The following is a 22,260-nucleotide window of genomic DNA, read 5'->3' on the forward strand; positions in this document are numbered from 1 at the left end:
ATTGCAGGTGCCCCGGAGCAAGCCGCTTAGCGGTCTTGCGAGGCGATGGAATGGACTACCATGAAATCGCTAACTGTTCGACACCGAAGCGATCATGATCGCCTTCGGGGTGATGCGCTACGTCGATCCTGGCTGCCCTCACGTGGGGGTGGCTATGGTCGAGAGAGGCAAGAGGCGATACTGTGGTGAGAATTGTCGCAGGCACCTTAGGCGGGCGAAAGTTGAAGCTCCGTGTTCCCGCTGGGGTCCGTCCGACGACGGAGCGCTTACGGGAAGCACTGTTTTCCATTCTCGAGAGCATGATGTCCCTCGAGGGGACGAGCTGGCTAGACCTCTTCGGAGGATCAGGGGCTGTTGGCTTTGAGGCGATCTCGCGGGGTGCCTCCTCGGTCGTCTACAACGACTGCAATGCCAGTCTGGCACAGCAGGTACGTGGACAGGCGCTGGTCCTGGGTATCACTGATCAAATGCGTTGGTATGCGATGGAGGCCCTCGGGTGTCTCGATCGTCTGCGTGACGATGCGTTTACGATCGTTTTCCTCGATCCACCCTATCGCTACACAGGGTTTGAAGAGCTTGGCCGGAGGTTGCCATCTGCTCGGTTCGTAGTGGTAGAGTCTACTAGCGAGGTGACGCTTGGTCCACGTTGGAAGGTGTGCTGGTGGCGTCGTTACGGAGACACGCGTCTGGGGCTCTTTGAGCCAGTTGAGCATGAGGGGCAAGAGGTCCGATGATCGCAGAGTGGTTTTGCGCGAGTCACAAAGGGGACAAAATGATGGGGTGCGAGGCTGGTCAGAGCGCTCGTGGTGCAGAGGTGCATGGTAGGGGCATGCCAGTGATGACGGTTCAAGCTACCTGGATCCTAGGGAAGGTCGCGCAACGGTTGGCCGGTCGCCAAACCAGTTGCAACTCAGTTGGCGAGAACCTGGCGCGAGCTCACAACAGGGCACGAGTTCATAACAAGGCGCGAGCGCAGAACGGGGTGCGACCCTTGCAGGTGGTAGCAGCTAAGAATCTACGTAGAGAAGAGAGGGTGGTGACGTTGTCATGAGGCGCGCGCTGTTTCCTGGGTCCTTTGATCCTTTCCACAACGGTCATCTTGAGGTCGTCGAACGGGCTAGCCGGCTCTTTGATGAGGTGGTGGTGGCCGCGATGCGCAACCCCCAAAAGGCGGGTCCTCTTTTTTCGCTTGAAGAACGGATGGAGCTCGTGCGGCTCGCCGTTGAGGGCATGGAGAACGTTACCGTTGTTGCACTGGCATCGTTAGTCGTCAACCTCGCTCGGGAAGTCGAAGCAACGGTGATTGTCCGAGGATTACGGGCCGTCTCAGATTTCGAGATCGAGCTCCAGATGGCCCAGATGAACCGGGAGCTCTCCGGCATCGACACCCTGTTTGTGCCAACCTCCTCAGAGTATTCGTACCTCTCATCGAAACTGATCAGAGAGGTGGCCGCCTATGGGGGTAATGTTGCGTCCTTGGTACCCAAGCCGGTTGATGCAGCCCTTCGCGAACGGAACCAACGATCGTGACCGCAGCAGCCGAGCCAGAGTCGATAACTGAACTACTCCAGAAACTACGAGCGATGGTGGCCGATGGCAAAGGGGTGCCACTTTCGGCATCGGTCATGATCCCCCGTGATCAGGCACTCGAGCTCATCGATCGTTGCCTCGATGCATCCCCTCGGGAGGTCGCCGAGGCTCGCGAGGTGCTCGCGGAGCGAACCCAAGTGCTAGAGCGAACGAGACTTGAGGCTGAGCAGCTCTTGGCCGAGGCACGTCGGCGAGCGGAGGCGATGATTGAACAGAGTGAGCTCATGCAGGCCGCGCAGGCCGGAGCGCACAGTATCCGTACACAGGCAAGCGAACAGGCAAATCATTTGAAGCGCCAGACCGAGGACTACATTGATCGTCGTCTGGCTAATTTTGAGATTGTCCTCTCGGATCTCTTAGACCAGACGCGACGTGGACGGCAACGACTCGCAGACAGCTCAGAACCCCGAGCTACAGAACCCCGAGCCGCAGAACCCGAGTCGGCAGGTGATTTTTTCCAACCCGGTGAGCCGGGATCCTCTCCGGACAAGCACGAGGAAGGCGAGGAGAACGGTGCATGATTTTGAGATCTCGGTTTCGAATCTGCTTAAAGGCAGTGATCGTGCCTTCGATTTCGTACTGCAGGGAAGTATTCCCGAACTCTTTGTTACCTCGTCACGGATCCCTGATGATGCATTGATTCGCGTCGATGGACGCGCCGAGGCGGTGGGAGAGGGCGTCTTTGTCTCACTCGAAGTCCATACGAGCTATGTGGGAGAGTGCGTGCGCTGCCTTGGAGAGGTGACTGGCGAGGTGGTCGGTCGGTCGCGAGAACTCTTCGCTGAGGGTGATGATACGGAAGAACACTACGGCTTTCGAGGAGAGACCCTTGATCTCCGGGCTGCGGTCAGCGATCTCTGTGTACTAGGCTTACCGCCGGTCCCACTCTGTCGAGACGATTGCAAGGGCCTGTGCCAGTACTGTGGGGCTGATCTTAACGAGGGACCCTGTGGATGTTCTGGCGATAGCGGTGACCCCCGCTGGGCTGCACTCGACCAGCTCTAGTCGAGCGCGTCGTACTGACAAATGCCCATCGTGCCAGGATCCTTTGTTCTTGCTCGGCGCCCAGGTGGGTCGGATGAGGTGATACGGTGCGTTTTGCACGTGTCGCAGCTGGCCGGGTCGCTGACATGGTTCGTAGCCAGAGCGATTAGAGTTACTTGGTCAATTTGAATTCCGGAGGGTACGCGCAGTTGGGCGAAGTTGCCCAGGCGGTGCACATCATAGCAACAGAGGAGTGAGTGGTCATGGCGGTTCCTAAGCGATCTACGTCGAAGGCAAAGACGAGGAGTCGTAGAGCTTCCTCGTGGAAGCTGATGGCGCCAGCTGCCAGCCTTTGCCCAACCTGTTCGAGTCCTAAGCGACCGCACTATGTCTGCCCAAGCTGTGGTTACTATAAGGGTCGCCAAGCGCTCGAGGTAGAAGCGTAACCACGTGAATCCTGTTGCCGTCGACCTCATGGGGGGCGATAGCGGCCCAGCAGTGATCGTTGAAGGTGTCCTTGAGGCACTTGACTCCACTGGTGGCGAGATCGTCGTCGTCGGAACTGAAGAGGCATGCCGCCCGTTGGTAGGGGATGCTCGTGTGCGTGTGGTCCACGCGAGCGAGGAGATCCTCATGAGCGATGACCCAGCGACCGCACCTCGACGCAAACGAGATGCCTCCATGGTGGTTGGTGCCACTCTGCTCAAGGAACAGCAAGTGAGTGCCTTGATTACCTTTGGCAACTCCGGGGCTGCAATGGCAACCGCCCTGGTCAAGGTTGGGCGTATTCGCGGGGTGGCCCGCCCAGCGATTACGGTAGAGCTCCCGGTGCCGGGAACCACCTCCACGATCATGTTGGATGCGGGCGCCAACACCGAGGTCACACCAGCCTGGCTCCATCAATTCGCGGTCATGGGTTCGGTGTTCTGTGCAGCTCGTCTCAATATCGATCGACCCCGCGTCGGACTGCTCTCCATCGGCGAGGAGCCAGGGAAGGGCAACTCGTTGGTGAAGGAGACCTATCAACTCCTTGTCGATGAACCATCGATTAACTTTCTGGGTAACGTCGAGGGTCGGGATATCATGAGTGACCGAGTCGACGTTGTCGTCACCGATGGGTTTACTGGGAATGTTGTACTGAAGTCCCTAGAGGGTGCTGCGCACCTCTTCGCCCAAGCGATCCTCGCTGCCTTATCCTCGGGTGATGACGGGGTGCTCGATCTCGCACTACCCAAGTTGTTGCCGCTGTGGAACCAGATGACTCCCGATGACACGGGAGCCGCCGCATTGTTGGGTGTGAATGGATTATTTTTGATCGGTCACGGTGCCTCCAACACCCGTGCCGTCGCGAGTGGTATCCGCAATGCACGTCAACTCGCCCAGGCCGATGTGGTCGGGACGATTCGAAGATTAGAGGGGAGTACAGGTGAGTAACCCACCAACGAGGGAAGAGATCTTCCAAGTCATTCGTCATCAACTCGCGGAGATACTGGAGATTAGTGAAGACCGCATCAGTGAGGGTTCTTCTTTTGTCGATGATCTCGATGCTGACTCGCTCGCTTTGATTGAGTTGGTTGAAGCGATCGAGGGTGAGTTCTCGAAAGGGGAACATCAGTTTCGCATTGAGGACGATGATCTTGAGGATCTTCGCACCATGCGTGATGCGGTCGACTATGTCGTCCAGGTACTCGGAGTTAGCCAGTAACGTTGACCGTCCGGCGTGCTCGGAATTCCCAAGTGAGGATGCTCTCACTACTGCCGACAGATTTTGTCGATGATCCGCTCTTTGCCCAGGCACTCACCCATCGATCGGGAGCTAGCGACACGCTCGATTCGAATGAACGACTGGAGCTGCTTGGCGATGCGGTTTTAGAGCTGGTAGTTACCGATCAGCTCTATCATCGTTTCCCCCAGGCCACCGAGGGGAGGTTGACAAAACTTCGGGCGGCACTCGTGAGTCGTGTCGCCCTTGGGGAGCTCGCCAAGGAGCTCGGTCTCGGAGAACTCTTAGTCGTCGGTCAGACGGATGCCAAGAGTGCTAACGCCCTCTCGAACGCCCTTGAGGCCATCGTCGGGGCGGTCTATGAGGCCAAGGGCCTCGATAGCGCGCGTCGTTTTGTGGGAGCTGTTCTTGAACCGTTGCTAGCCCAAGCCAGCGATGATGAGATCCTTGGTGACTATAAGTCGCATCTCTATGAACTGCTGGCGCAACACCGACGGGGCGCGCCCCACTATGACGTGGACTGGAGTGGCCCAGACCATGAGCGTCTCTTTCGTGTGCGTCTATCTGTCCCAGATCTTGGGAGTTTCGAGGGGGTCGGCCACTCCCGCAAGGAGGCTGAACAGGCTGCCTGTCGAGCGGCGCTCGAGCAGCTGGAGGTGGTTGGTTCGTTCGCCTACTCAGCCTCCGAGGAGGAGGCCGCAGAGGCCGCCAGTGCGCAATCCAATGAGGAAAAGGGGTCACTACCCGGTGCCTGAACTGCCCGAGGTCGAGACCATCCGACGCCAGCTGGCGGCCAGGATAGTCGGTGATGTGGCAGAGACGGTTGCACGCTTAGGACCGAGGGTCCTGCGTCGTGGGGATGCGATGGGCGTTGCGCGGATGCGGCCCGAGCGGGTGACACGAGTCGACCGAGCGGGAAAATTTCTCGCAATCTGTCTGGAGAATGGATCAGCCCTCGTGGTTCATTTCGGCATGTCGGGTTACTTGCGCCTCAGCTGTGGCGGCGAGCTAGGGCGCCACACCCAGTTTGCTCTGACACTCGCGAGTGGGCGTACACTCGCTCTTGTCGACCCGAGAACCTTTGGTGAGGTGTTCCTGGTTCACGAGTGGCTCCCACGGTGGCCATATGCTCCGGAGCTGAATGGACTGGGAATCGATCTGCTCGGCGATCCCCATAGGGTGGCCGAACACGTCACCGATCGCTTCAACCACACCCAACGCTCGGTGAAGACCTTTATCATGGACCAGAAGGTGATGGCGGGACTTGGCAATATGTACGCAGACGAGGTGCTCTACCGAGTGGGTATCCACCCTGAAGAGCGCTGTGCCCAGATGGGGAACGACCGATTGTGGTCGTTGACCAGTGCGATTCACCAGGTGCTCGAGGAGGCGATTGACGCTGAGGGATCGACGTTCATGGATCGCAGCTATCGCAACCTTGAGGGGGTGGGTCGCTACTATCCCTCGCTTCTTGTCTATCAGCGCCAGCAGCGGCGCTGCCTCTTGTGCTACACGGTGATCGAACGTCTGCGATATCAGGGTAGGTATTCGCATTTTTGCCCAAAGTGCCAACGGAGGTTGTAGTGAGACTCCAGCGACTTAAGATGATGGGTTTTAAATCCTTCGCTGACTCGGTCACGATCGAGTTTGATGCAGGGGTGACCGCGATTGTAGGACCGAATGGTTCTGGTAAGTCCAATGTTGTTGACGCATTGGCGTGGGTTCTTGGAGCGCAGAGCCCGCGGTTGCTGCGGCTGGCAAAGATGGAGGAGCTGATCTACGCCGGTGGCGATGGCCGCCAGCCGCTGGGGCGTGCTGAGGTGACCATCGAGTTTGACAATGGGGACCATCAGGTAGCGTTACCGATGGCTGAGATTGCGATGAGTCGCGTGATCACCCGCGCTGGTGATACCCAATATCGGCTCAATGGCGCGCAGTGCCGTCTGGTGGATCTGGTTGACACGCTGAGCGAGGCGAATCTCGGTAAGACCCAGCACGTGATTATCTCTCAGGGGGAGATCGAGTCACTCGCTAACGCGAAAGGGGACGAGCTCCGCGGAGTTCTTGAGGATGCGGCGCAGGTGACCACGCTCCGTCGGCGATTGAACCAGTCGCAGCGCCATGTCGAGAGTGTGACCCAGAGTCTCCATGAGGTGTCGGTCAAGGAGAGGGAGTTGCGCCGTCGGATCAAGCCGTTACGTGCCCAGGTCTCGCTCTATGAACAACGAGCTGAGCTGACCAAGCGAAGGGATGCGGTCGCACTGTGGGTGCTCAGGCGACGGCTTGAGGACTACCGTGCACAGGCACAACAAGCTGAGGAGGAGCTCGCCAAGGTTGCCGCTCGGCTGAGCGAACTCCAGGAGCCTCAAGGTGACACCCAGGAGCGCCCTTCGATGCTGGAGCCGCTGCTCCTTCGCCTGCGGGCGACCCGGCAAGAGGCGGCTGACCTGCGTGGGGAGGTGCTCGCGGCGATGTCTCCGCTCACGGAGCTCGAGGCCAGGATCGTTCGAAGCGATGCGGAACTGACCATGATGAGCGATGAGATCGGCCGGATTGAGGCGTCCAAACGTGACGTGATCCGACGAATCGATGCACTTGAGCACGAAGGCGAGGCGCTCCAAGCACAACGCGTCGAGCTCGGGGTTGAACGACATCACTTTGATGAAGAGGCCCCCGCCCGCCCCGTTGAACTTGAGGCCCAGGTGGCCGAGCTGCGTGGTCGGCGGTCGCATCTGCTGGCGGAGCAGCGCCGACGATCCGCAGAAGAGCAGCGCCGCCGCACTGAGGAGGAGTCGCGCCAACAACGTTGGGCACGAGCGAGTGCCCGCGTCGATGCGATCGAGGCAGAACGCAAAGAGCGGGAGGCTGAACTCGCCAAGGTAGTGCTTGCGCGTCAAGATCTCGCCGCGGGTTTGGATCCCCAACGACTCGAGCTCGCCAACGCGCGAGAGGAGCTGACGGAGGCGAGTGGTCGGGAACGAGAATTACAGGGTCAGCTGCGCGCACTTGGCTCCCAGGTAAATTCGTTGCTCAAGCTTGCAGGGAGCGACGCGGCCACCTCGCTAGGTCAGACCCTCGTCCCCCGCGATGGACTCGCACAGGCCGTCGCAGGGGTGCTTGGGGAGCTCAGTGACGCCCACGTGTATGACACCATCGATGAACTACTCGCTGCCTTGGACGCCCAACAAAGGGATTCCTTTGTGGGCTATGTACCCGTGAGCGGTGGCTCCGATGATGCGTCGATCTTTCTCGAACAGGCGCCGAGCTGGCTGGGTCCGCGGTTTCATGGGGTTCGTTTGGTGGAGAGCGTGCTTGCGCACCTTCGCCAGGGCGACTACGAGGGGACGATGGTCGATCGGAGTGGGACCATCTATCGCGAGGGTCTGCTCCGCGTCGGTGCCTCCCAACGCGCGGTTGCGCAGTTGCAGCTGGCTACGCATCAGCGAGAACTAGCCGAGCTCATGTGTGAGAGCCAAGAGATGGTTGCACAGGTGAGCACGACCCGATCACGGGTCAAGACCCTGCAGGAATCGTTGGCAGCCGCTGAAGCCCAAGTGGATACGCTTGCCCGACAGGAGGCGCAGATTGCGAGCCGTCTGGCGAGCTTGGGTTCGGAGGCTGGAACACTCGCCGTCGAACTGGAGTTCTTGCAGGATAGTCCTCAGGACGCCGAAGAGGAGTTCCTCGATGTCGATGCAGAACTCGCCCAAATCGATGCACAACTCGGAGTCGCAACCGCGCAACTCGAAGAACGCCGACAGACAATGCAAGCGTACGAGAACAAGCGAGGAGAGCTTGAGCGTCGCGATGTGAGCATTCGTCTCAAAGCGGCGGACCTTGCCGCCCAATCCAAGGCTGCGAGTGAGCGACTCACGGAGTTCGAAGCACGAGAGACGGCTCTCCAGCAGCGCGTCGAGCGGGTTGGCCAGCACCAGGTGGCACCATTAGCGCGAGTGCGTGCGCTCCTTGGCCAGCTCGGTTCGCTCGCTGACCAACTCCGCGAACAGGGCAACCTTCTGCGCCCGCTCGAGGATCGAGTGACCACGGCGCGGGCCGAAGAGGAGCGAGAGTACGCACTTGCAAAGGAGCGACAGGCGCTTCGGGCGCTCGAGCGTGAAAACCTCGCCAATCTGCGGCTGCACCATGCCACCGAGGAGAGTCGGTTGCGGAGCCGGCTCCTCACCGAGGAGGAGGCGGCGCAGCGAGCGACAGGTATGCCACTGGCGCATATCCGTCAAGCGGTCTTGCCCGAGGGTATCGCACCAACGGTCGCTGAGGCGATTCTGGTGGAGCTCGAGGGTCAGATCACCCAGGTGGGCCAGGTGAATTCATTGGCAGCCTTGGAGCTAGCCGAACTCGAGGAGGAGCTGGAGCGGTTTCGTGTGGAGACCACTGACGTACGCGAGGCCCATGAGCAGGCACAGCGGGCGTTCGTCCTGCTCGAAAACGAGATGTCGGCTCGTATTGGTGCGATGATCGCTGAGGTCACGGTCGAGTTCGATCGACTGATGGAGCGCTTGTTTCGTGGAGGCAGCGGAGCGGTGCTCCTCGATGACCCAGAGGCCCCCTTGACGAGTCCGATCAGCCTCGACATCAAGATACCGGCCAAGCGCGTGCGCCGGCTCGGACTGCTCTCAGGCGGAGAACGATCGCTGGTGTCGTTGGCGTTCCTCTTTGCCGTGCTCAAAGTACGGCCAGTCCCTTTTGTGGTACTCGATGAGGTTGAGGCCGCTCTTGATGACAAAAATCTCTCTGCCTTTGCAACGTTGATCGAAGATGTGAGTCGCGACTGCCAGGTGATCGTGGTGACCCACCAACGCAGGACAATGGAGGTCGCGGCGGTGTTGATTGGAATATCGATGTCACCGCGGGGGTCCTCTACGGTCGTTCGCCATGTGCTCACCGATGCACCGCAAGACTATATCGAGGGTGAGTTTCCCGACGTTGGTTGAGATGACTGACCGGCCCGGCAATGACGGGTTTCACCGTTGCGAGGTGGCAGCTATGACTGGCCGGTGTGCACACACCATGGGTATCTCGGCCCTTGCCAATCGGCTGAGCTAGCCGAGGACACCGGTTTCGCTTCGGCGCTCACGAGTGTGACGAAGGTAGATGGCCAAGATGCCATGCCTAGGGGTCTACGATGAGTAGCAATGGAATCACTGCTTATCCTTGTCGTACTCTTTGTCATCCTTGCGTTCGGGTTGGCGCTTGTTCGGACTCGTTCGCATTCGGGTCGACGCCAGGTTGACGGCTCCGCCGCAACAGCGGTTGCGACCAAGACTCCCGAGATCGACAGCCAAACTGGCGATGACCAGGACCCCACTCGTGTCTCCTCTCGGGACGCTCCACCGGAGTCTCTCGTCCCGGATAGAAAGGATGCAGCGCCTGGTGAGGCCGAAACAGGCGATGGTTCGCCTTCCACGATTCCACCACCAGCCTCGATCAGCGCCTCACTCACTCGTTCCCGCGGCCCGTTTGCCTCGCTGTTTTCCCGATTGCGTTCAAGTGATGCGGGCATCGATGCTGCAGAATGGACCCGTCTTGAGGAGACGCTGATCCTTTCTGATATGGGGCCGTCGTTGGCCGCCGAGATCGTCGCCGAGTTGAGATCCCAGCTCGGGAAAAGCCCATCGCCAAGCGCGCTCCGCCAAGCACTGACCGAACTGCTGGAGTCGAAGTTCTTGGCCACGACGAGGGAGCTCGAGTTCTCAAAGGAGACAAAACCGAGCGTCATACTGGTGGTGGGGGTGAACGGTACCGGCAAGACCACCACGATCGGCAAGATTGCGAGCTTGTTGACCGTAGCTGGGCGTTCGGTCATGATCGCTGCAGGTGACACCTTTCGAGCGGCGGCTACCGAACAGGTCGGTGTCTGGGCAGCCTTAACCGGTGTCGAGGTGGTCTCGGGCCAGCCGGGAGCGGACCCTGCCTCAGTGATCTTTGACGCCATTGAGCATGCCAGGGCCGTCGGTAGTGACGTGGTGCTCTGTGATACCGCCGGGCGCTTGCAGACAAAGACCAATTTGATGGAGGAGTTGAAGAAGATTCGTCGTGTGGCGGCAAAGTCCTCTGGCGAAGTCACCGAAGTGCTGTTGGTGATCGACGCTACCACTGGTCAGAATGGACTGCGTCAGGCCGAAGTCTTTCACGGTGCCGCGGAGGTGACGGGGATTGTACTGACCAAACTCGATGGGAGTGCCAAGGGGGGAGTAGCACTCGCTATCGAGTCCCAGTTCGGCCTCCCGATTAAACTGGCGGGGCTCGGAGAGGGGTTGGCGGACCTCGCCCCCTTTGATCCCAAGGCCTTTGTCGCTGCGCTGCTAGGAGAAGATTCGGATGTTTGAGACTCTTGGAGAACGCCTCGAGGGGGCATTATCGCGTATTCGCGGGAAGACCAGGCTTACGCAAGCCGACGTAGACGAGGCGCTCGCCGAGATCCGTCGAGCCCTTCTTGAGGCTGACGTCAACATCGGCGTCGTGAACCTCATCAGCGAACGGGTCGGCCAGGCAGCCGTTGGTGCCATGAGTTCGCCTTCGTTAACCCCTGGTCAACAGGTGGTCAAAGCCGTACATAACGAGTTGATCGATGTGCTTGGGCAGGACACCTACCGTATTCGTTTCGCTTCGACACCCCCGACGATTCTGCTTCTCGCGGGTCTGCAAGGATCGGGAAAGACGACTGCTGCGGCCAAGTTAGCCCTCTTGCTCCGGCGACAGGGACGCTCTCCGTATCTGATCGCCGCTGACCTGGCTCGACCTGGTGCGGTGCGCCAGCTGGAGATCCTCGGCGAGCAGGCGGGTGTCCCTGTCTTTAGCGAACCCAGCACCCCCGTAGAGGTCGCCACGAAGGGCGTCGCTGAAGCCAAGCGACTCGCCCGCGATGTCGTGATCATCGACACCGCTGGGCGGCTCGCTATCGACGATGCGTTGATGAACGAGGTGAGCGAGATCCAAAAGGCTACCCAGGCGCATCTGCGCTTTCTGGTAGTTGACGCGATGATCGGCCAGGATGCGGTAGTGACGGCGCGAGCCTTTGATGAGCGACTTGAACTCTCGGCGGTCATACTCACCAAGCTCGATGGGGACGCACGTGGTGGTGCCGCCCTCTCGGTCAAAGAGGTGGTGGGCAAACCGATTGCGTTTGCCTCCGTTGGAGAAAAGCTTGAGGATTTTGAGCCCTTCTACCCAGACCGGATGGCCTCACGCATCCTTGGGATGGGTGACGTCCTCAGCCTGATCGAACGGGCTCAGGACACCATGGATGAGGAGGTCGCCAAGAAGGGTGCTGACCGTCTTCGCTCTGGCAACTTCGATCTCGAGGATTTTCTCGAACAGCTCCGACAAGTTCGCAGGATGGGCCCCTTGAAGGGAGTGCTTTCTATGCTGCCAGGTGTGCCAAAGGAGCTCAAGAATCAGGAGATCGATGAGGGTGAGATCAGTCGCATCGAGGCAATTGTCTCCTCGATGACCAAGGCTGAGCGCAAAAACCCGACGATGATCGACACCTCCCGGCGGGCCCGCATTGCGGCGGGTTCTGGGACAACCCAATTGCAGGTCAATACGTTGCTCAAACAGTTCCGAGATATGAATAAGATGATGCGCCAGATGGGGGTAGGGCCACCATCGGCGACACGTAGCCGTGCCAAGAGCAAGCGCAAGAAGCGCAGGTAGATGTCGGCGAGCGCCTACACTTTAGAGGTTGATCGTTTCCAACGTTGACTAAGTTTGTTGAGGAGAAGTTCTGTGGCAGTCAAGTTGCGCCTAGCTCGCACCGGTAAGAAGAAGCAACCGCACTATCGGATCGTCGTCGCTGACTCGCGCGTCGCTCGCGATGGCCGATTCCTCGAGATCATCGGTTGGTACTCCCCGCGCAATGAGCCGTCCAAATTCCACGTCGATGTCGATGCGGCAAAGCGCTGGATCGACAAGGGTGCCACCCCGACCGAGCGTGTCTCCAAGATTCTAGAGCTAGCAAGCAAAGAGGGTGAACAATGACCGAGCATGAAGAGGTCATGCATGAAGAACTGGTGGAGACGAGCCAGGAGAATGAAGCTCCTGAGGCTCAAAACACCGTCGCCACTACTGAGGCGAGTAACGCTGCTGAGCCCGCTGGCTCGGTGACCCAATCAGGCGAGTACATTAGCTCGCTGGTTGGCTACCTGTCGCGTTCGCTGGTACGAGGTGGGCAGGATCAGATCACGGTACGCCATGCCGAGGGTGCTCATGAGGGCGAGGTCAAGGTGAGTGTGACCGTACCCCAGGGCGAGCTCGGTAAGGTCATTGGGCGTGGTGGCCGAACAGCGACGGCTATTCGCACCATCGTCGGGGCTGCTGCTCAGCGTTCTGGCCTGAGCGCCCAGGTTGAGTTCTCCGACGGCCGCCCAGGCGGTGGTCGTGGACGTCCTTCGAGGGGTGGAAATAACGGTGGTAGGCGTGGTGGACCACGAAGAGACGACCGACCCCGTCGACAGGGTTGAGGTAGCTCAACTCGGACGCAGTCATGGACTGGCTGGCGAACTCTACCTACGTCCCTTAAGTGATGTTCCTGGGCGTATTCACCCGGGCCTACGTGTCATCACTCGACTTGATCAAGAACTTGTAATCTCGGGAGTACGCCCACTGGGTGATCGGCTCTTAGTCCGGCTGGAGGGCGTGAACTCCATGGAGGAGGCCAAACGCTACTCCGGTCTCACGCTCTATGCAGAGCCCCTCGATGAGCCACCAGTTACCCTGGTTGGCCAACTCATCGGCAAGTCGGTCATCGATCAGCATCACCTTGCGCATGGGGTCGTTGTTGCCGTGCAGGCGAATCCAGCGAGCGAGTTGATGGTACTCGAGAGCGGGGCCTTGGTGCCCACTCTGTTCATCCTTGAGGTCGAAGGTGAGCACGTGCTCATCGAGGCACCTGAGGGGCTCTTCGAGCTATGACCTTACGGGTCACGGTTGTGACCATCTTCCCCCAGCTGATCGAGCAGTACCTCGACGCATCGGTGTTGGGGAGAGCCACCCAGCGCTCCTTGCTTGAGGTCACCGTGCTCGATCTTCGCTCCTACACCGATGATCCTCGTCGTTCCATCGACGATGCCCCCTATGGCGGCGGTCCGGGGATGTTGATGATGCCCGAGCCGGTGCTGCGGGCTTTGGCTGATCCACGGGTGGTTCGGCCCACCATTGGGCTCAGTCCAGCTGGTGCGACCTTTCGCCAAGCTGATGCGCTCGAGTTGAGTCAGGCAGATGGTTTCACGCTCATCTGTGGTCGCTACGAGGGTTTTGATGCGCGCATCGAGGACGCGTGTGATCGACTGATCTCCATTGGTGATTTTGTTTTAGCCGGAGGAGAGCTGGCGGCGCTCATGATCATCGAGGCGACCGCTCGCTTGTTCACTGGTGTGCTCGGCAACGAAGAGAGTGCAAGGGAGGAGTCCTTCGCCCTCGACCAGCTGCTTGAATATCCCCAATACACCCGCCCACGGGTCCTTGACGGGCACGAGGTCCCCGAGGTGTTGTTGTCGGGCAACCATGAAGAGGTGAACCGCTGGCGCTACGCACAACGTCTCGTGCGGACCCTCCAGCGGCGTCCTGACTTGATTGACGCTCGAGGGGGGATCTCGCCCCAAGAGGTAGAGCTCCTCCATCGCTACGGGTATGATGAACTGTTGCAAACTATGAACAAGGAGCGTTTGGAGCGATGAAGCCCACCGACATGTTAGACCAGGAGTCCCTCAAGACGGATATCCCCGACTTTGCCCCTGGCGATACGCTCAAGGTTCATGTTCGCGTGGTGGAGGGCTCAAGAGAGCGTATCCAGGTATTTCAAGGGGCCGTCATTGCCAGGAACGGATCCGGTCTTGGGGAGACCTTCACGGTACGCAAGGTTAGCTTCAGTGTTGGCGTTGAGCGCATTTTCCCCATCCACTCACCGATTATTGCGAAGATCGAGGTCGTCACACGCGGCGACGTTCGACGAGCAAAGCTCTATTACCTGCGCGACCGAATCGGTAAGGCGGCGAAGATCAAAGAGAAGCGATGAACCACTCGCTGTTCGGGCCGAGGTTTTGGTTGGCATGAGTTCCGAGGATCTCGAGCGATTTGAGACCGAGGTGGAGCTCGCGCTCTATCAGGAATATAAGGCCGTACTTCCCCTGTTTAAGTTCGTAGTAGAGACGGAGCGCCGTTTTTACTTGGCGAATGAAGTACAGGTCGAGCCAAAACAGCAAGAGGGTGTCAATTTCGTCGATGTGGTGCTCGAAGACGCGTGGGTCTGGGATATGTATCGTCCAGTCCGTTTCGTCGAGCGAGTCCGAGTCATCTCGTTTAAAGATGTCAACATCGAGGAGATCGCAAAACCGTCTGCTTAGGCTCCGAAGTGATGGGGATAGATGGATACCTTTACGAAGTTACAGCTTCCGGTGGTCGAAGATCGCCTGCATGGCCCCAATCCTGCGGTATCGCTGAACGCGACCTACTATGAAGGGCAGCGAGTTGTCTATGGTCGACATTCCAACTCCACCTGGGAGGCACTCGAAACCCTGATCGGGGAGCTTGAGGGTGGCACCGGGGTCTCCTTTGCCTCAGGTCAGGCGGCGATGTTTGCCTCTTCACTGCTGGCGAGCTCTCGGTTGGTCATCTCCGAGGACACCTATGTAGGCTCCCGCGATCTAGCGGATTTCCTCAATCAGCGTGCGCTGATCCCGTGCACGTACGTCTCGGAGGCCTCCCTGCACCACCCTAGTGGGCTCACCACCCTGCAGGAGGGTGATGTGTTGATGATTGAGTCACCGTCAAACCCCCTCTTGGTCGCCTACGATATCGCTGCGCTCGCCGAGGCCTGCCACGCGCAGGGTGCCTTGCTCGCAGTTGACAACACCGTCGCCACTCCGATCCTCCAGAGCCCGCTGAGGCTCGGGGCGGATATCGTCGTGCATTCGGCCACGAAGTTCATCTCTGGGCACTCTGATGTCCTCGCTGGCTTGGTGATTGTCGCTGATGAGGAGCTCGCCGAGCGGCTCTTTGAGATTCGTGCGGTGGTCGGTTCGATCATCGGCCCCGTTGAGGCCTATCTCTGCTTTCGTGGCGCCAAGACGCTCGGCGTGCGAGTTCGTCATGCCTCGGCCTCGGCACAATGGCTGGCAAATGCGCTCGTCGAGCGACTTGGTCGCGAGGCGGTCTGTTACCCTGGGTTTGATGAGAAGCTCGTCGGGGAAGGTCGTCAGCAGAGCGCAGGTGGTGCATTGTTGTCGCTGATTCTCGACACCGCAGACCGCGCAGACCGGTTTGTGACCCAGTTGGGAGTCTTTCATCATGCCACCTCCTTAGGTGGCGTGGAGAGTCTTGCTGAACGACGCTCGAAGTACAGCGGTGAGGAGCGACTCCCGGCCGGTCTGGTCCGGCTCAGTATTGGGCTCGAGGCGACCGAGGACCTCTGGGCCGACATCGATCAGGCATTGCGTGCTGCGGGGGTAGACGACCCCGCCTCGTGATGTCTACTGCGACTGCTAGCAACGATTGCTGACGGTTCAAGCCGTCGGAATGGCTTGAACCGTTGGATGTGATCGCATTGCCAAGCAAGATTGTGCTCATGTTGAATAGCGAAACTCGGTTGAACCATAGGACGCAATTTGGTGACACGCGGTTTGCGTGGAGCGAATTGAGCCATGAGTTCCCTTATAGGCGCTCCGGTATTGTGATCGCTTATTCGTGTGTTCCAACGAGCGCTTACCGATTGGCTACTCATCTCAACGGGTAAAGTCCAACAGCGCATCCGACTCCTATCGTCACTGGTGATGATTTACGATGTCTCGGCTCTGATGGCTAGGGCACTGGAGTCAGTCATAGCAAGTCATTGGTTGGACCCGATCGATTGGGGTGGTGCGAATAAATCGACATAGTGGTGATAAGACCACAGGAGCGCGAATATGGTGCCAATCGGGGCTTTGGGATGGAGTCTCATGATGGAATGACAGCAAGCGTTCTATTGGTTCACGATTGCTTATGGTTTGGCCCATTGCGGCGTGGGACCAGCGGTCACCTATGTGGACGTTCGTGGTAGATGGACGTTAAGAAGGGATCCAGATCTGCCGACAGCTTAGGTAGTCGATTGACGCTGACATTTGGAATGGACGGTGAATGCCCTTCTCTCAATGTTTGGGGAGATCGATCAGGTTTATCTTCTTTGAAGATTGAGGTTGCTAGGAGGTTGGTTGATGAGAGCTGTGGTGCGGGGAGTAGCCGTTTCGACGGTGGCGGGGTTGGTCGCAGTCTTGGGAATGACACCGGCTGCATGGGCCAGTGGTAGCCCTACTCCAAGCAGTCCTTCAGCTCCGGCTCCCATTGCTGGTTTCCAAACCACCGTTCTGAGCCAAAGCGTTGCTCCTTCGTCGAAGACGCAAACGTTTCATGCAACCTCCAACGTTTCGAACGTAACCATCTCCGTACCCCCAGGTGCCTTCGGGAACGTAGTCGTCCAACTCGTGGTGACCGAGCCCACCCTCTCCTCTCTCACCTCTTCCCTCGCGAGCCTAGGGCTCTTTGGGGACACCGTTGGAGCTGGTGTTGGTGTTGAAGTGCTCGACAGTGCCACCGGGCAGGCGCTCTCTGGCACGTTCGCGTCAGGCGTGACGGTCACTATTCAGTCGAGTTCGATTACATCAAAGTCCAAGGTGATTGAGTATCCTGTTGTCGGGAATCCTTACATTGTTAATAATGCGACGGCAACGAACGGTCAGGCGGTCATCACCGTCACCAGCGACCCGGGCCTTGCGGTGGCAACACCGGCGTCTTCCTCTTCAGTGGTTCCAGGAGCCACCTCTCCCGTAACGGGAAAGAATTTCCTTCCCGAGGCTGCTGGTGCCGGACTGCTTCTCGTTTTTGGCGGTTCGCTCATGGTTGCATCAAGGCGCCGACAGGCTTGAGGTTTAAGTTTTACCAGATCGGAGTGCTGGCGCTGGGCCTTGGCGCGCTACTTGGTGCCTGTGGTGCTGCGACAGCATCTACTGCCCACAAGAGTCCTGCGTCTGGTTCAACCCACCAGCGTCCCAGTGAGATTATTCCAGTCTCTTCGGATGCCCTGGCGATGGGGCCATTGCAATCGAATGGTACCATTGCGGTGCTTGCTGGGACGGACCATTCGAAGGGGGTGTTCCTTTACGATATCGCTGATCAACAAGAGATTGGGAGCTTTTCTGTTTCGAATCTTGCACAGTCGATCACTCAGCTGCCCAATGGTGATATCGCGGTTGGCTTTGGGGGCAGCTCGGTAGGAGCGGTGCAACTGTACGCCGAGAGCGGCCGTGAGTTTGCCTCCGTTCCTGTCGCGGAACCGGTGCTATCGTTGAGCGTGGGTAGCGATGGAGGATCCATTCTCGTCCTCGAGGGTACCAGCCGTGCCCGTGCCGTTGCCCTCTTAGACGTTGCAACCCGTGAGGCCTCCTCAACTATCCCGGTAGCGTTACAGACCGTTGCGATTGCATCGTCGTTGCAAACCCCGAATGAGTTGTATGGGCTGGAATCACAGGGGGTCGTGGCTGTGTACACCACGACAACCGGTCAGGAGATTGGAGATTTCATCGTGGGACACTCAGGCCGTGCCCTGGCTATGGGACCTGGTGGAAACCATCTCTTTGTACTAAAGGGTTCTGCTCAAATTCGCAATGTGGCTGTCGTGGACCTGGCGACTGAACGCGACGTTCGCGTGCTGCCAGCACCAAAGGGTGCAGTTGCCATTCAGACTGACCTTACCAGTCAACATCTGATTGAACTCGCGAGCTTGCCAAATGCGGCCAATATTCAGGTGGCGTCGACGTCGTGAAAACCCTCGATGTACTTCCTGCGCGTGAAGTGGCCGAGAAGCGATCAGAGGAGATAAGTCCCAGTCTGGGGGTTGCGGGTGTCGCTCAGGGTGCGGGTCCCTGGATGCTGGTCGGTGCGGTTCTCGTCCTCTGGGGGCTTCGTTTTGGGTTAGGCGTCGGTGAGGGTGTGTGGTTCAGCGTAGCTGATGTGGGTGCGGTGGCATCGGGTCTTGGCATCGCTGTTGCATCTCCGTGGCTAGCAAGTTCGCCAAGGGCGCGATTTGTTCACTACGTGATCTTGGCGGTTGTCCTTGGAGCGTTCGTCGCCTGGGCTTGGCAGCAGATCTTGTTGGCTCCCGCCTACGCGACGGATGAACTCGCATTTGACCAGTATGCAGCCCATCTCCTGTTGCATGGAGTCGATCCCTATCGAGCGTCTCTTGCTAACGCCTTTCCTCGCTATCAGGTATCACCAGATGCCTATACCCTGCGTTTCAATGGATCGCCAGTCACCAGCCTGTCCTACCCTGCGCTCTCATTCCTTGTCTACGTACCGATGCTGTTGGCCGGGATCCACATGCAGGCGGGGGAGATCGTAGACATTACCGCGTGGGCTATAACGATTTTGCTCACCTGGGTCACGGTCCGCAACGACTGGCGACCACTGGTCCTTGTCTTAGTAAGTCTCTCTGCCTATATTGCCTATGCGGTTGGCGGAGTGACAGATGCGCTTTATGTTCCGCTCTTGGTTGGAGTGGCTGCGTCAATGCCCCACTATTTGCGCCGTAGTCGATGGGGCTGGATCGCACCGCTGCTTCTCGGTACTGCGATGGCGATCAAGCAGACGCCTTGGTTGATCGCTCCGTTTCTCGCTGAAGTCGTGCTCCTTGTCGTTGCTGACAGGGAGGGGTGGAGGGCTGCGTGGACTCGGTTGGGACTCTTTGTGACGATCGCTGCGTCCGCGTTCATGGTCTGGCAGGTTCCCTTTGTCCTATGGGCTCCACACGCTTGGCTCGCAGGGGTCCTCACTCCCTTTGATTCCTCCGTGGTGCCGGCGGGTCAGGGACTAATAGCGCTCACCCTGGCGTTTGGAGTTGGCGGCGGCGGCTTCTCCTGGTTGACGCTTTTATCCATCGTCTATATGGCTGGAGGCCTTGTCATTCTTTGGTTTGCCTGGCCCCAACATGGTTGGTTGGCGTTTGCGTTACCAGTCTTGGCCCTCTTTTTTGCGACCCGCTCCTTTGGTTCGTACTTCGTCAACCTTATTCCCGCGGCGTTGGTGGCGCTAGGGAGCTGGCCTCGGAGTCGTGTCGAACTATCGAGACGCCCATTATTGATTACCCTTGCGGCGTTGGGGACGATCACGCTGGGGGCTCTTGTACTCTGGGTAGCCTCCCCTCCACCACTCAGGGTTCGCATTGTTGGCGTTCATACCTCTGGCCAACTCGCCACGATTGACCGGGTGACTTTGGCGGTTGCAAATTCGTCGAACCACCCGATCACACCTAACTACGTGGCCGAATTGGCAGGCTCCTTTAGTTCGCCCTGGGTGCGGTTGTCAGGACCGACGATTATTCCTGCGCACTCCAGCAAAACCGTCGTCGTCGGCGCACCGAATTTTCCTGCTCAGCCATCTGTAGCCGGTGGTTTTCAGATGGTGTCCTTTGCAAAGAACTTCGTTGCCCCGTCTGCCCTCTACGAGCCAGGTTTGCTACACGTGGTCCTCGTTCCGGATGCACTTAACCACCCGATTTCGTTTGGCAAGACCGTTACCCTGGATGCGGAGTTGGTCAATCGACTCGATGAACGCGTTCGCGAGGCTGGCGTTCCTGTCTATCTCGGCCAGGCGGTCTATGCCCAGCGAGGTCTACTGTACGGGAGTGCCGCCATCAATCGTTCTGCTCCCGGAGCCACTCCGGTGGAGGAGTTGACCGGACCCGGGGGAGTAGCAGTTTTTCGCATCGTTGATCATGGGTCACAACCAGACCCGATCAGCTTTGAGGCAAACCTCGTGTCGACCCAGGGCTTCTACCCCTACGGCTATTCCCAAATCGTGCCAATTCGCTTTGTCCAGAGGAGAAGTGAACGATGACTACCGTCATCAGCGAGGCACCACCGATACGCTCTCTTGTAGGATTGCGCAATCGTGGGGCTCGCTTGGTGCGACGACTGGGGGCGCTCGATGGGGTGGTCAAGGTCGCCTGGGGACTTGGTCTCCTTCAGTTTGTGATCCTCTGCGTTGAGGAGCTGCGGATCGTTGAGGGAGGAGCGTTGAGTTGGGACTATTCCGTCGACGCAAGTGCCTATAGTGCCATCGCCCGTGGTGATCTAAATCCTCATTATTTCGTTGGTATTGCATACTCTCCTTTCATGAGGAATCACTATGATCTCCTCACCTGGCCGTTGGCGCTGCTGCTCGTCGGTCTGCTTCATCTTCCTGTGAAGATCACGTTGTTGATTCTTCTCCAGGCCTTGCCCCTGGCCCTCATTGGTCCGATCGTGGCCACTTATGCCTGGGTGCGAGGGCGAGAGCGTGGTATCTCAGGCGCGCGCCTTGAGGTGCTCACCCTCGTACCAGCGCTCCTCGGTCTCATCGACATCTGGCTCTACTGGTCGGCAAGTTTTGACTATCACGATAAGGCCCTCCAAGGATGTCTGTTGGTATTGGCGGCGATCGCCCTCGAGCGACGTCGCACCCTCTGGCTGGTCGTTCTGGTTACCCTCTTGCTGCTAACTGGCGATACCGGTGGATTGGTGGTGGTGGGGCTTGGGATCGCTGCGCTGTTACGACGACGCTGGCAGGTTGGTGCCGTCATTATCGTCGCCGGTGGACTCGTCCTAGTGGCACCCGGGAGTATTCTTCCACCGGATGCTTGGGGTGGTGCAGCGGTGCTTTATGGGGCGTTGGCGCCAGGGCATCATCACTTAGCTGGCATCGCGATCGGGGTTCTGCATCACCCAGCCAGAGCGCTCGATCGCCTATTCAGATCGCTTCCCGACGTCTGGGCCCTGATCGGGGCCGCCGGGGTGCTCGGGGTCTTCAGCGCTGAAGGAGTAGGGCAGATGGCATTAGTAGGGTTGGCCGCTTGGCTGACGCCAGTGCAATTCGCGTACGCAGGCAACTTTCAGACTGTTCCTGTGAGCGACGCGCTGTTGCTCGGTTCGGTTGGCGTATTACTGTGGCTCTACGGTCCCCGTCACCGACGAGCGGTTGGGTTAACTGTAGGAATAGCCAGTGTCGTGTGGTCCACCGGTTGGGTGGTGGTCTTTGCCCCACGTCTGGTGGGGAACGTAGTGGGGATCGCCCCCTCTGCTCAGGCGGGAGCTTCGCTGGCTACGATCGAGGCGGAGATACCCGTTCGCCAAGAGGTCGTTGCTCCGAACGGGATTATCGGTGACTTTGCTACTCGACACCAACAATTTCAGCCTCTTAAGTGCAGGTCAAGCACCATTGTTCCAACGCATGGAATTCCGTTAAACGTTGTTGTCGCGCCTGAAGTTGGTGCAGAGTACTGTGGTCCAGGTGTGCTGCTCTCGGAAGTCTCAATGGTGGCGCAGCTTCCTGGTGCCCGATTGCAGGTGTTTTCGGGCCCTGTCTACTGGGTTCGTTGGAACCCGGGCCCAGGATCGCGCGACGTGCAACTCACACCTGGGGCGACCGGTGTCTGTGGCTCACTCGCTCACAGTCTCACTAGCCGTTCGCCGCTGCATGGAACGTATGAAGGTTGTGCCGAGTCTTTTCACGGGCCTGGGTTTGCCCTCCAGGATTTTACCGTGGCCTTTCCTCCGAGGACACGCGATGAGGCGATTGTGTCGCTCTCAGTCTCAGGGCAGGCTTCGCTGCAGGTTTGGGATGATCCGGCCGGTGCCCTTGTCGCTCAGCGCTTCCTCAGCTCCGCGTCGACGGAGCTCATCACGATGCCGTTTGTGACTCCGCGTTTGACGCCGCCATCAGCGGCGTTCTCCGATGGCATATTTCCGTTCCAGACCCGATTTGTACCCCCGATTCCCGAAGATGCCTTCGAGTTGCGAGTCTTTGTGCCCAAGGGTTCCGCCGTCACTCTCGACGGGGTCTGGATGGGGAGTGGCCGAGAGGGTGTGGCGGTTCTGCGATCGGCTTTGTTCGCTGGAATTGGCCAGGGCTAAGGATTCACCGTTCTGGTCTTGGTCATT

General features: G+C 58.8%; 23 protein-coding genes. All 23 read left to right on the top strand.

Going from position 1 to position 22,260, the window contains the following annotated elements:
- Window positions 1–185: 185 nt before the first annotated feature.
- The 23 genes from M7Q83_RS03755 to M7Q83_RS03865 all read left to right on the top strand — a co-directional run bounded on the left by M7Q83_RS03755 (window position 186) and on the right by M7Q83_RS03865 (window position 22,233).
- A complete protein-coding gene (locus M7Q83_RS03755) occupies window positions 186–734 on the top strand; it encodes an RsmD family RNA methyltransferase (protein ID WP_298335529.1) in 549 nt (182 codons plus the stop codon).
- Window positions 735–1,047: 313 nt separating this feature from the next.
- A complete protein-coding gene (gene coaD / locus M7Q83_RS03760; protein WP_298335531.1) occupies window positions 1,048–1,530 on the top strand; it encodes a pantetheine-phosphate adenylyltransferase in 483 nt (160 codons plus the stop codon).
- Window positions 1,527–2,111, top strand: coding sequence for a hypothetical protein (locus M7Q83_RS03765; RefSeq protein WP_298335533.1), 585 nt, complete (start codon window positions 1,527–1,529; stop codon window positions 2,109–2,111). Before coaD ends, M7Q83_RS03765 begins: the two co-directional genes overlap by 4 nt.
- Window positions 2,104–2,595, top strand: coding sequence for a DUF177 domain-containing protein (locus M7Q83_RS03770; protein ID WP_298335534.1), 492 nt, complete (start codon window positions 2,104–2,106; stop codon window positions 2,593–2,595). Before M7Q83_RS03765 ends, M7Q83_RS03770 begins: the two co-directional genes overlap by 8 nt.
- 242 nt (window positions 2,596–2,837) lie before the next feature.
- Window positions 2,838–3,020 (top strand): 50S ribosomal protein L32, encoded by a 183-nt coding sequence (rpmF, locus tag M7Q83_RS03775; protein ID WP_131493653.1) that lies wholly within the window; start codon window positions 2,838–2,840, stop codon window positions 3,018–3,020.
- A gap of 4 nt (window positions 3,021–3,024) precedes the next feature.
- The gene (plsX, locus tag M7Q83_RS03780; protein ID WP_298335538.1) at window positions 3,025–4,008 is read left to right on the top strand and encodes a phosphate acyltransferase PlsX; all 984 of its coding nucleotides are present in this window, start codon (window positions 3,025–3,027) and stop codon (window positions 4,006–4,008) included.
- Window positions 4,001–4,279, top strand: a complete 279-nt coding sequence (locus M7Q83_RS03785) for an acyl carrier protein (protein WP_298335540.1) — start codon at window positions 4,001–4,003, stop codon at window positions 4,277–4,279. Before plsX ends, M7Q83_RS03785 begins: the two co-directional genes overlap by 8 nt.
- A 2-nt stretch (window positions 4,280–4,281) precedes the next feature.
- Window positions 4,282–5,052: a ribonuclease III gene (gene rnc / locus M7Q83_RS03790; RefSeq protein WP_298335542.1), complete on the top strand. Its 771-nt coding sequence runs from the start codon at window positions 4,282–4,284 to the stop codon at window positions 5,050–5,052.
- Window positions 5,045–5,881: a bifunctional DNA-formamidopyrimidine glycosylase/DNA-(apurinic or apyrimidinic site) lyase gene (gene mutM / locus M7Q83_RS03795; RefSeq protein ID WP_298335544.1), complete on the top strand. Its 837-nt coding sequence runs from the start codon at window positions 5,045–5,047 to the stop codon at window positions 5,879–5,881. Before rnc ends, mutM begins: the two co-directional genes overlap by 8 nt.
- Window positions 5,881–9,249: an AAA family ATPase gene (locus M7Q83_RS03800; protein ID WP_298335548.1), complete on the top strand. Its 3,369-nt coding sequence runs from the start codon at window positions 5,881–5,883 to the stop codon at window positions 9,247–9,249. The genes mutM and M7Q83_RS03800 overlap by 1 nt, the downstream gene beginning before the upstream one ends.
- Window positions 9,250–9,450: 201 nt before the next feature.
- Window positions 9,451–10,644, top strand: a complete 1,194-nt coding sequence (gene ftsY, locus M7Q83_RS03805) for a signal recognition particle-docking protein FtsY (RefSeq protein ID WP_298335550.1) — start codon at window positions 9,451–9,453, stop codon at window positions 10,642–10,644.
- Complete coding sequence (ffh, locus tag M7Q83_RS03810; protein WP_298335552.1) at window positions 10,637–11,971, top strand: signal recognition particle protein; 1,335 nt, start codon at window positions 10,637–10,639, stop codon at window positions 11,969–11,971. Before ftsY ends, ffh begins: the two co-directional genes overlap by 8 nt.
- Before the next feature lie 72 nt (window positions 11,972–12,043).
- Window positions 12,044–12,295: a 30S ribosomal protein S16 gene (gene rpsP / locus M7Q83_RS03815; protein WP_298335554.1), complete on the top strand. Its 252-nt coding sequence runs from the start codon at window positions 12,044–12,046 to the stop codon at window positions 12,293–12,295.
- Window positions 12,292–12,777: a KH domain-containing protein gene (locus M7Q83_RS03820; RefSeq protein ID WP_298335556.1), complete on the top strand. Its 486-nt coding sequence runs from the start codon at window positions 12,292–12,294 to the stop codon at window positions 12,775–12,777. The genes rpsP and M7Q83_RS03820 overlap by 4 nt, the downstream gene beginning before the upstream one ends.
- On the top strand, window positions 12,734–13,228 hold the full coding sequence (locus M7Q83_RS03825) for a hypothetical protein (RefSeq protein ID WP_298335558.1): 495 nt from the start codon (window positions 12,734–12,736) through the stop codon (window positions 13,226–13,228). Before M7Q83_RS03820 ends, M7Q83_RS03825 begins: the two co-directional genes overlap by 44 nt.
- The gene (gene trmD / locus M7Q83_RS03830) at window positions 13,225–13,992 is read left to right on the top strand and encodes a tRNA (guanosine(37)-N1)-methyltransferase TrmD (RefSeq protein ID WP_298335559.1); all 768 of its coding nucleotides are present in this window, start codon (window positions 13,225–13,227) and stop codon (window positions 13,990–13,992) included. The genes M7Q83_RS03825 and trmD overlap by 4 nt, the downstream gene beginning before the upstream one ends.
- Window positions 13,989–14,330 carry a 50S ribosomal protein L19 gene (gene rplS / locus M7Q83_RS03835; RefSeq protein WP_298211152.1) on the top strand — a complete coding sequence of 114 codons (342 nt, stop codon included), beginning with the start codon at window positions 13,989–13,991 and terminating at the stop codon, window positions 14,328–14,330. The genes trmD and rplS overlap by 4 nt, the downstream gene beginning before the upstream one ends.
- Before the next feature lie 34 nt (window positions 14,331–14,364).
- A complete protein-coding gene (locus tag M7Q83_RS03840; RefSeq protein ID WP_298335561.1) occupies window positions 14,365–14,658 on the top strand; it encodes a DUF2469 family protein in 294 nt (97 codons plus the stop codon).
- Window positions 14,659–14,679: 21 nt separating this feature from the next.
- Window positions 14,680–15,780: a PLP-dependent aspartate aminotransferase family protein gene (locus M7Q83_RS03845; RefSeq protein ID WP_298335563.1), complete on the top strand. Its 1,101-nt coding sequence runs from the start codon at window positions 14,680–14,682 to the stop codon at window positions 15,778–15,780.
- A gap of 723 nt (window positions 15,781–16,503) precedes the next feature.
- A complete protein-coding gene (locus M7Q83_RS03850; protein ID WP_298335565.1) occupies window positions 16,504–17,211 on the top strand; it encodes a hypothetical protein in 708 nt (235 codons plus the stop codon).
- Window positions 17,208–18,107 (top strand): hypothetical protein, encoded by a 900-nt coding sequence (locus tag M7Q83_RS03855; protein WP_298335567.1) that lies wholly within the window; start codon window positions 17,208–17,210, stop codon window positions 18,105–18,107. Before M7Q83_RS03850 ends, M7Q83_RS03855 begins: the two co-directional genes overlap by 4 nt.
- Window positions 18,104–20,179 (top strand): hypothetical protein, encoded by a 2,076-nt coding sequence (locus M7Q83_RS03860; protein WP_298335569.1) that lies wholly within the window; start codon window positions 18,104–18,106, stop codon window positions 20,177–20,179. The genes M7Q83_RS03855 and M7Q83_RS03860 overlap by 4 nt, the downstream gene beginning before the upstream one ends.
- On the top strand, window positions 20,176–22,233 hold the full coding sequence (locus tag M7Q83_RS03865) for a DUF2079 domain-containing protein (RefSeq protein ID WP_298335572.1): 2,058 nt from the start codon (window positions 20,176–20,178) through the stop codon (window positions 22,231–22,233). The genes M7Q83_RS03860 and M7Q83_RS03865 overlap by 4 nt, the downstream gene beginning before the upstream one ends.
- Window positions 22,234–22,260: the final 27 nt, after the last annotated feature.

It is taken from the genome of Ferrimicrobium sp. (assembly GCF_027364955.1).
Lineage (GTDB): Bacteria > Actinomycetota > Acidimicrobiia > Acidimicrobiales > Acidimicrobiaceae > Ferrimicrobium.

Coding starts and splice junctions, on each gene's coding strand:
- trmD (WP_298335559.1), top strand. CDS start 13,225: ATGACCTTACGGGTCACGGTTGTGACCATCTTCCCCCAGCTGATCGAG.
- M7Q83_RS03820 (WP_298335556.1), top strand. CDS start 12,292: ATGACCGAGCATGAAGAGGTCATGCATGAAGAACTGGTGGAGACGAGC.
- ffh (WP_298335552.1), top strand. CDS start 10,637: ATGTTTGAGACTCTTGGAGAACGCCTCGAGGGGGCATTATCGCGTATT.
- M7Q83_RS03845 (WP_298335563.1), top strand. CDS start 14,680: ATGGATACCTTTACGAAGTTACAGCTTCCGGTGGTCGAAGATCGCCTG.
- M7Q83_RS03850 (WP_298335565.1), top strand. CDS start 16,504: ATGAGAGCTGTGGTGCGGGGAGTAGCCGTTTCGACGGTGGCGGGGTTG.
- coaD (WP_298335531.1), top strand. CDS start 1,048: ATGAGGCGCGCGCTGTTTCCTGGGTCCTTTGATCCTTTCCACAACGGT.
- rpmF (WP_131493653.1), top strand. CDS start 2,838: ATGGCGGTTCCTAAGCGATCTACGTCGAAGGCAAAGACGAGGAGTCGT.
- rplS (WP_298211152.1), top strand. CDS start 13,989: ATGAAGCCCACCGACATGTTAGACCAGGAGTCCCTCAAGACGGATATC.
- ftsY (WP_298335550.1), top strand. CDS start 9,451: ATGGAATCACTGCTTATCCTTGTCGTACTCTTTGTCATCCTTGCGTTC.
- M7Q83_RS03865 (WP_298335572.1), top strand. CDS start 20,176: ATGACTACCGTCATCAGCGAGGCACCACCGATACGCTCTCTTGTAGGA.
- M7Q83_RS03840 (WP_298335561.1), top strand. CDS start 14,365: ATGAGTTCCGAGGATCTCGAGCGATTTGAGACCGAGGTGGAGCTCGCG.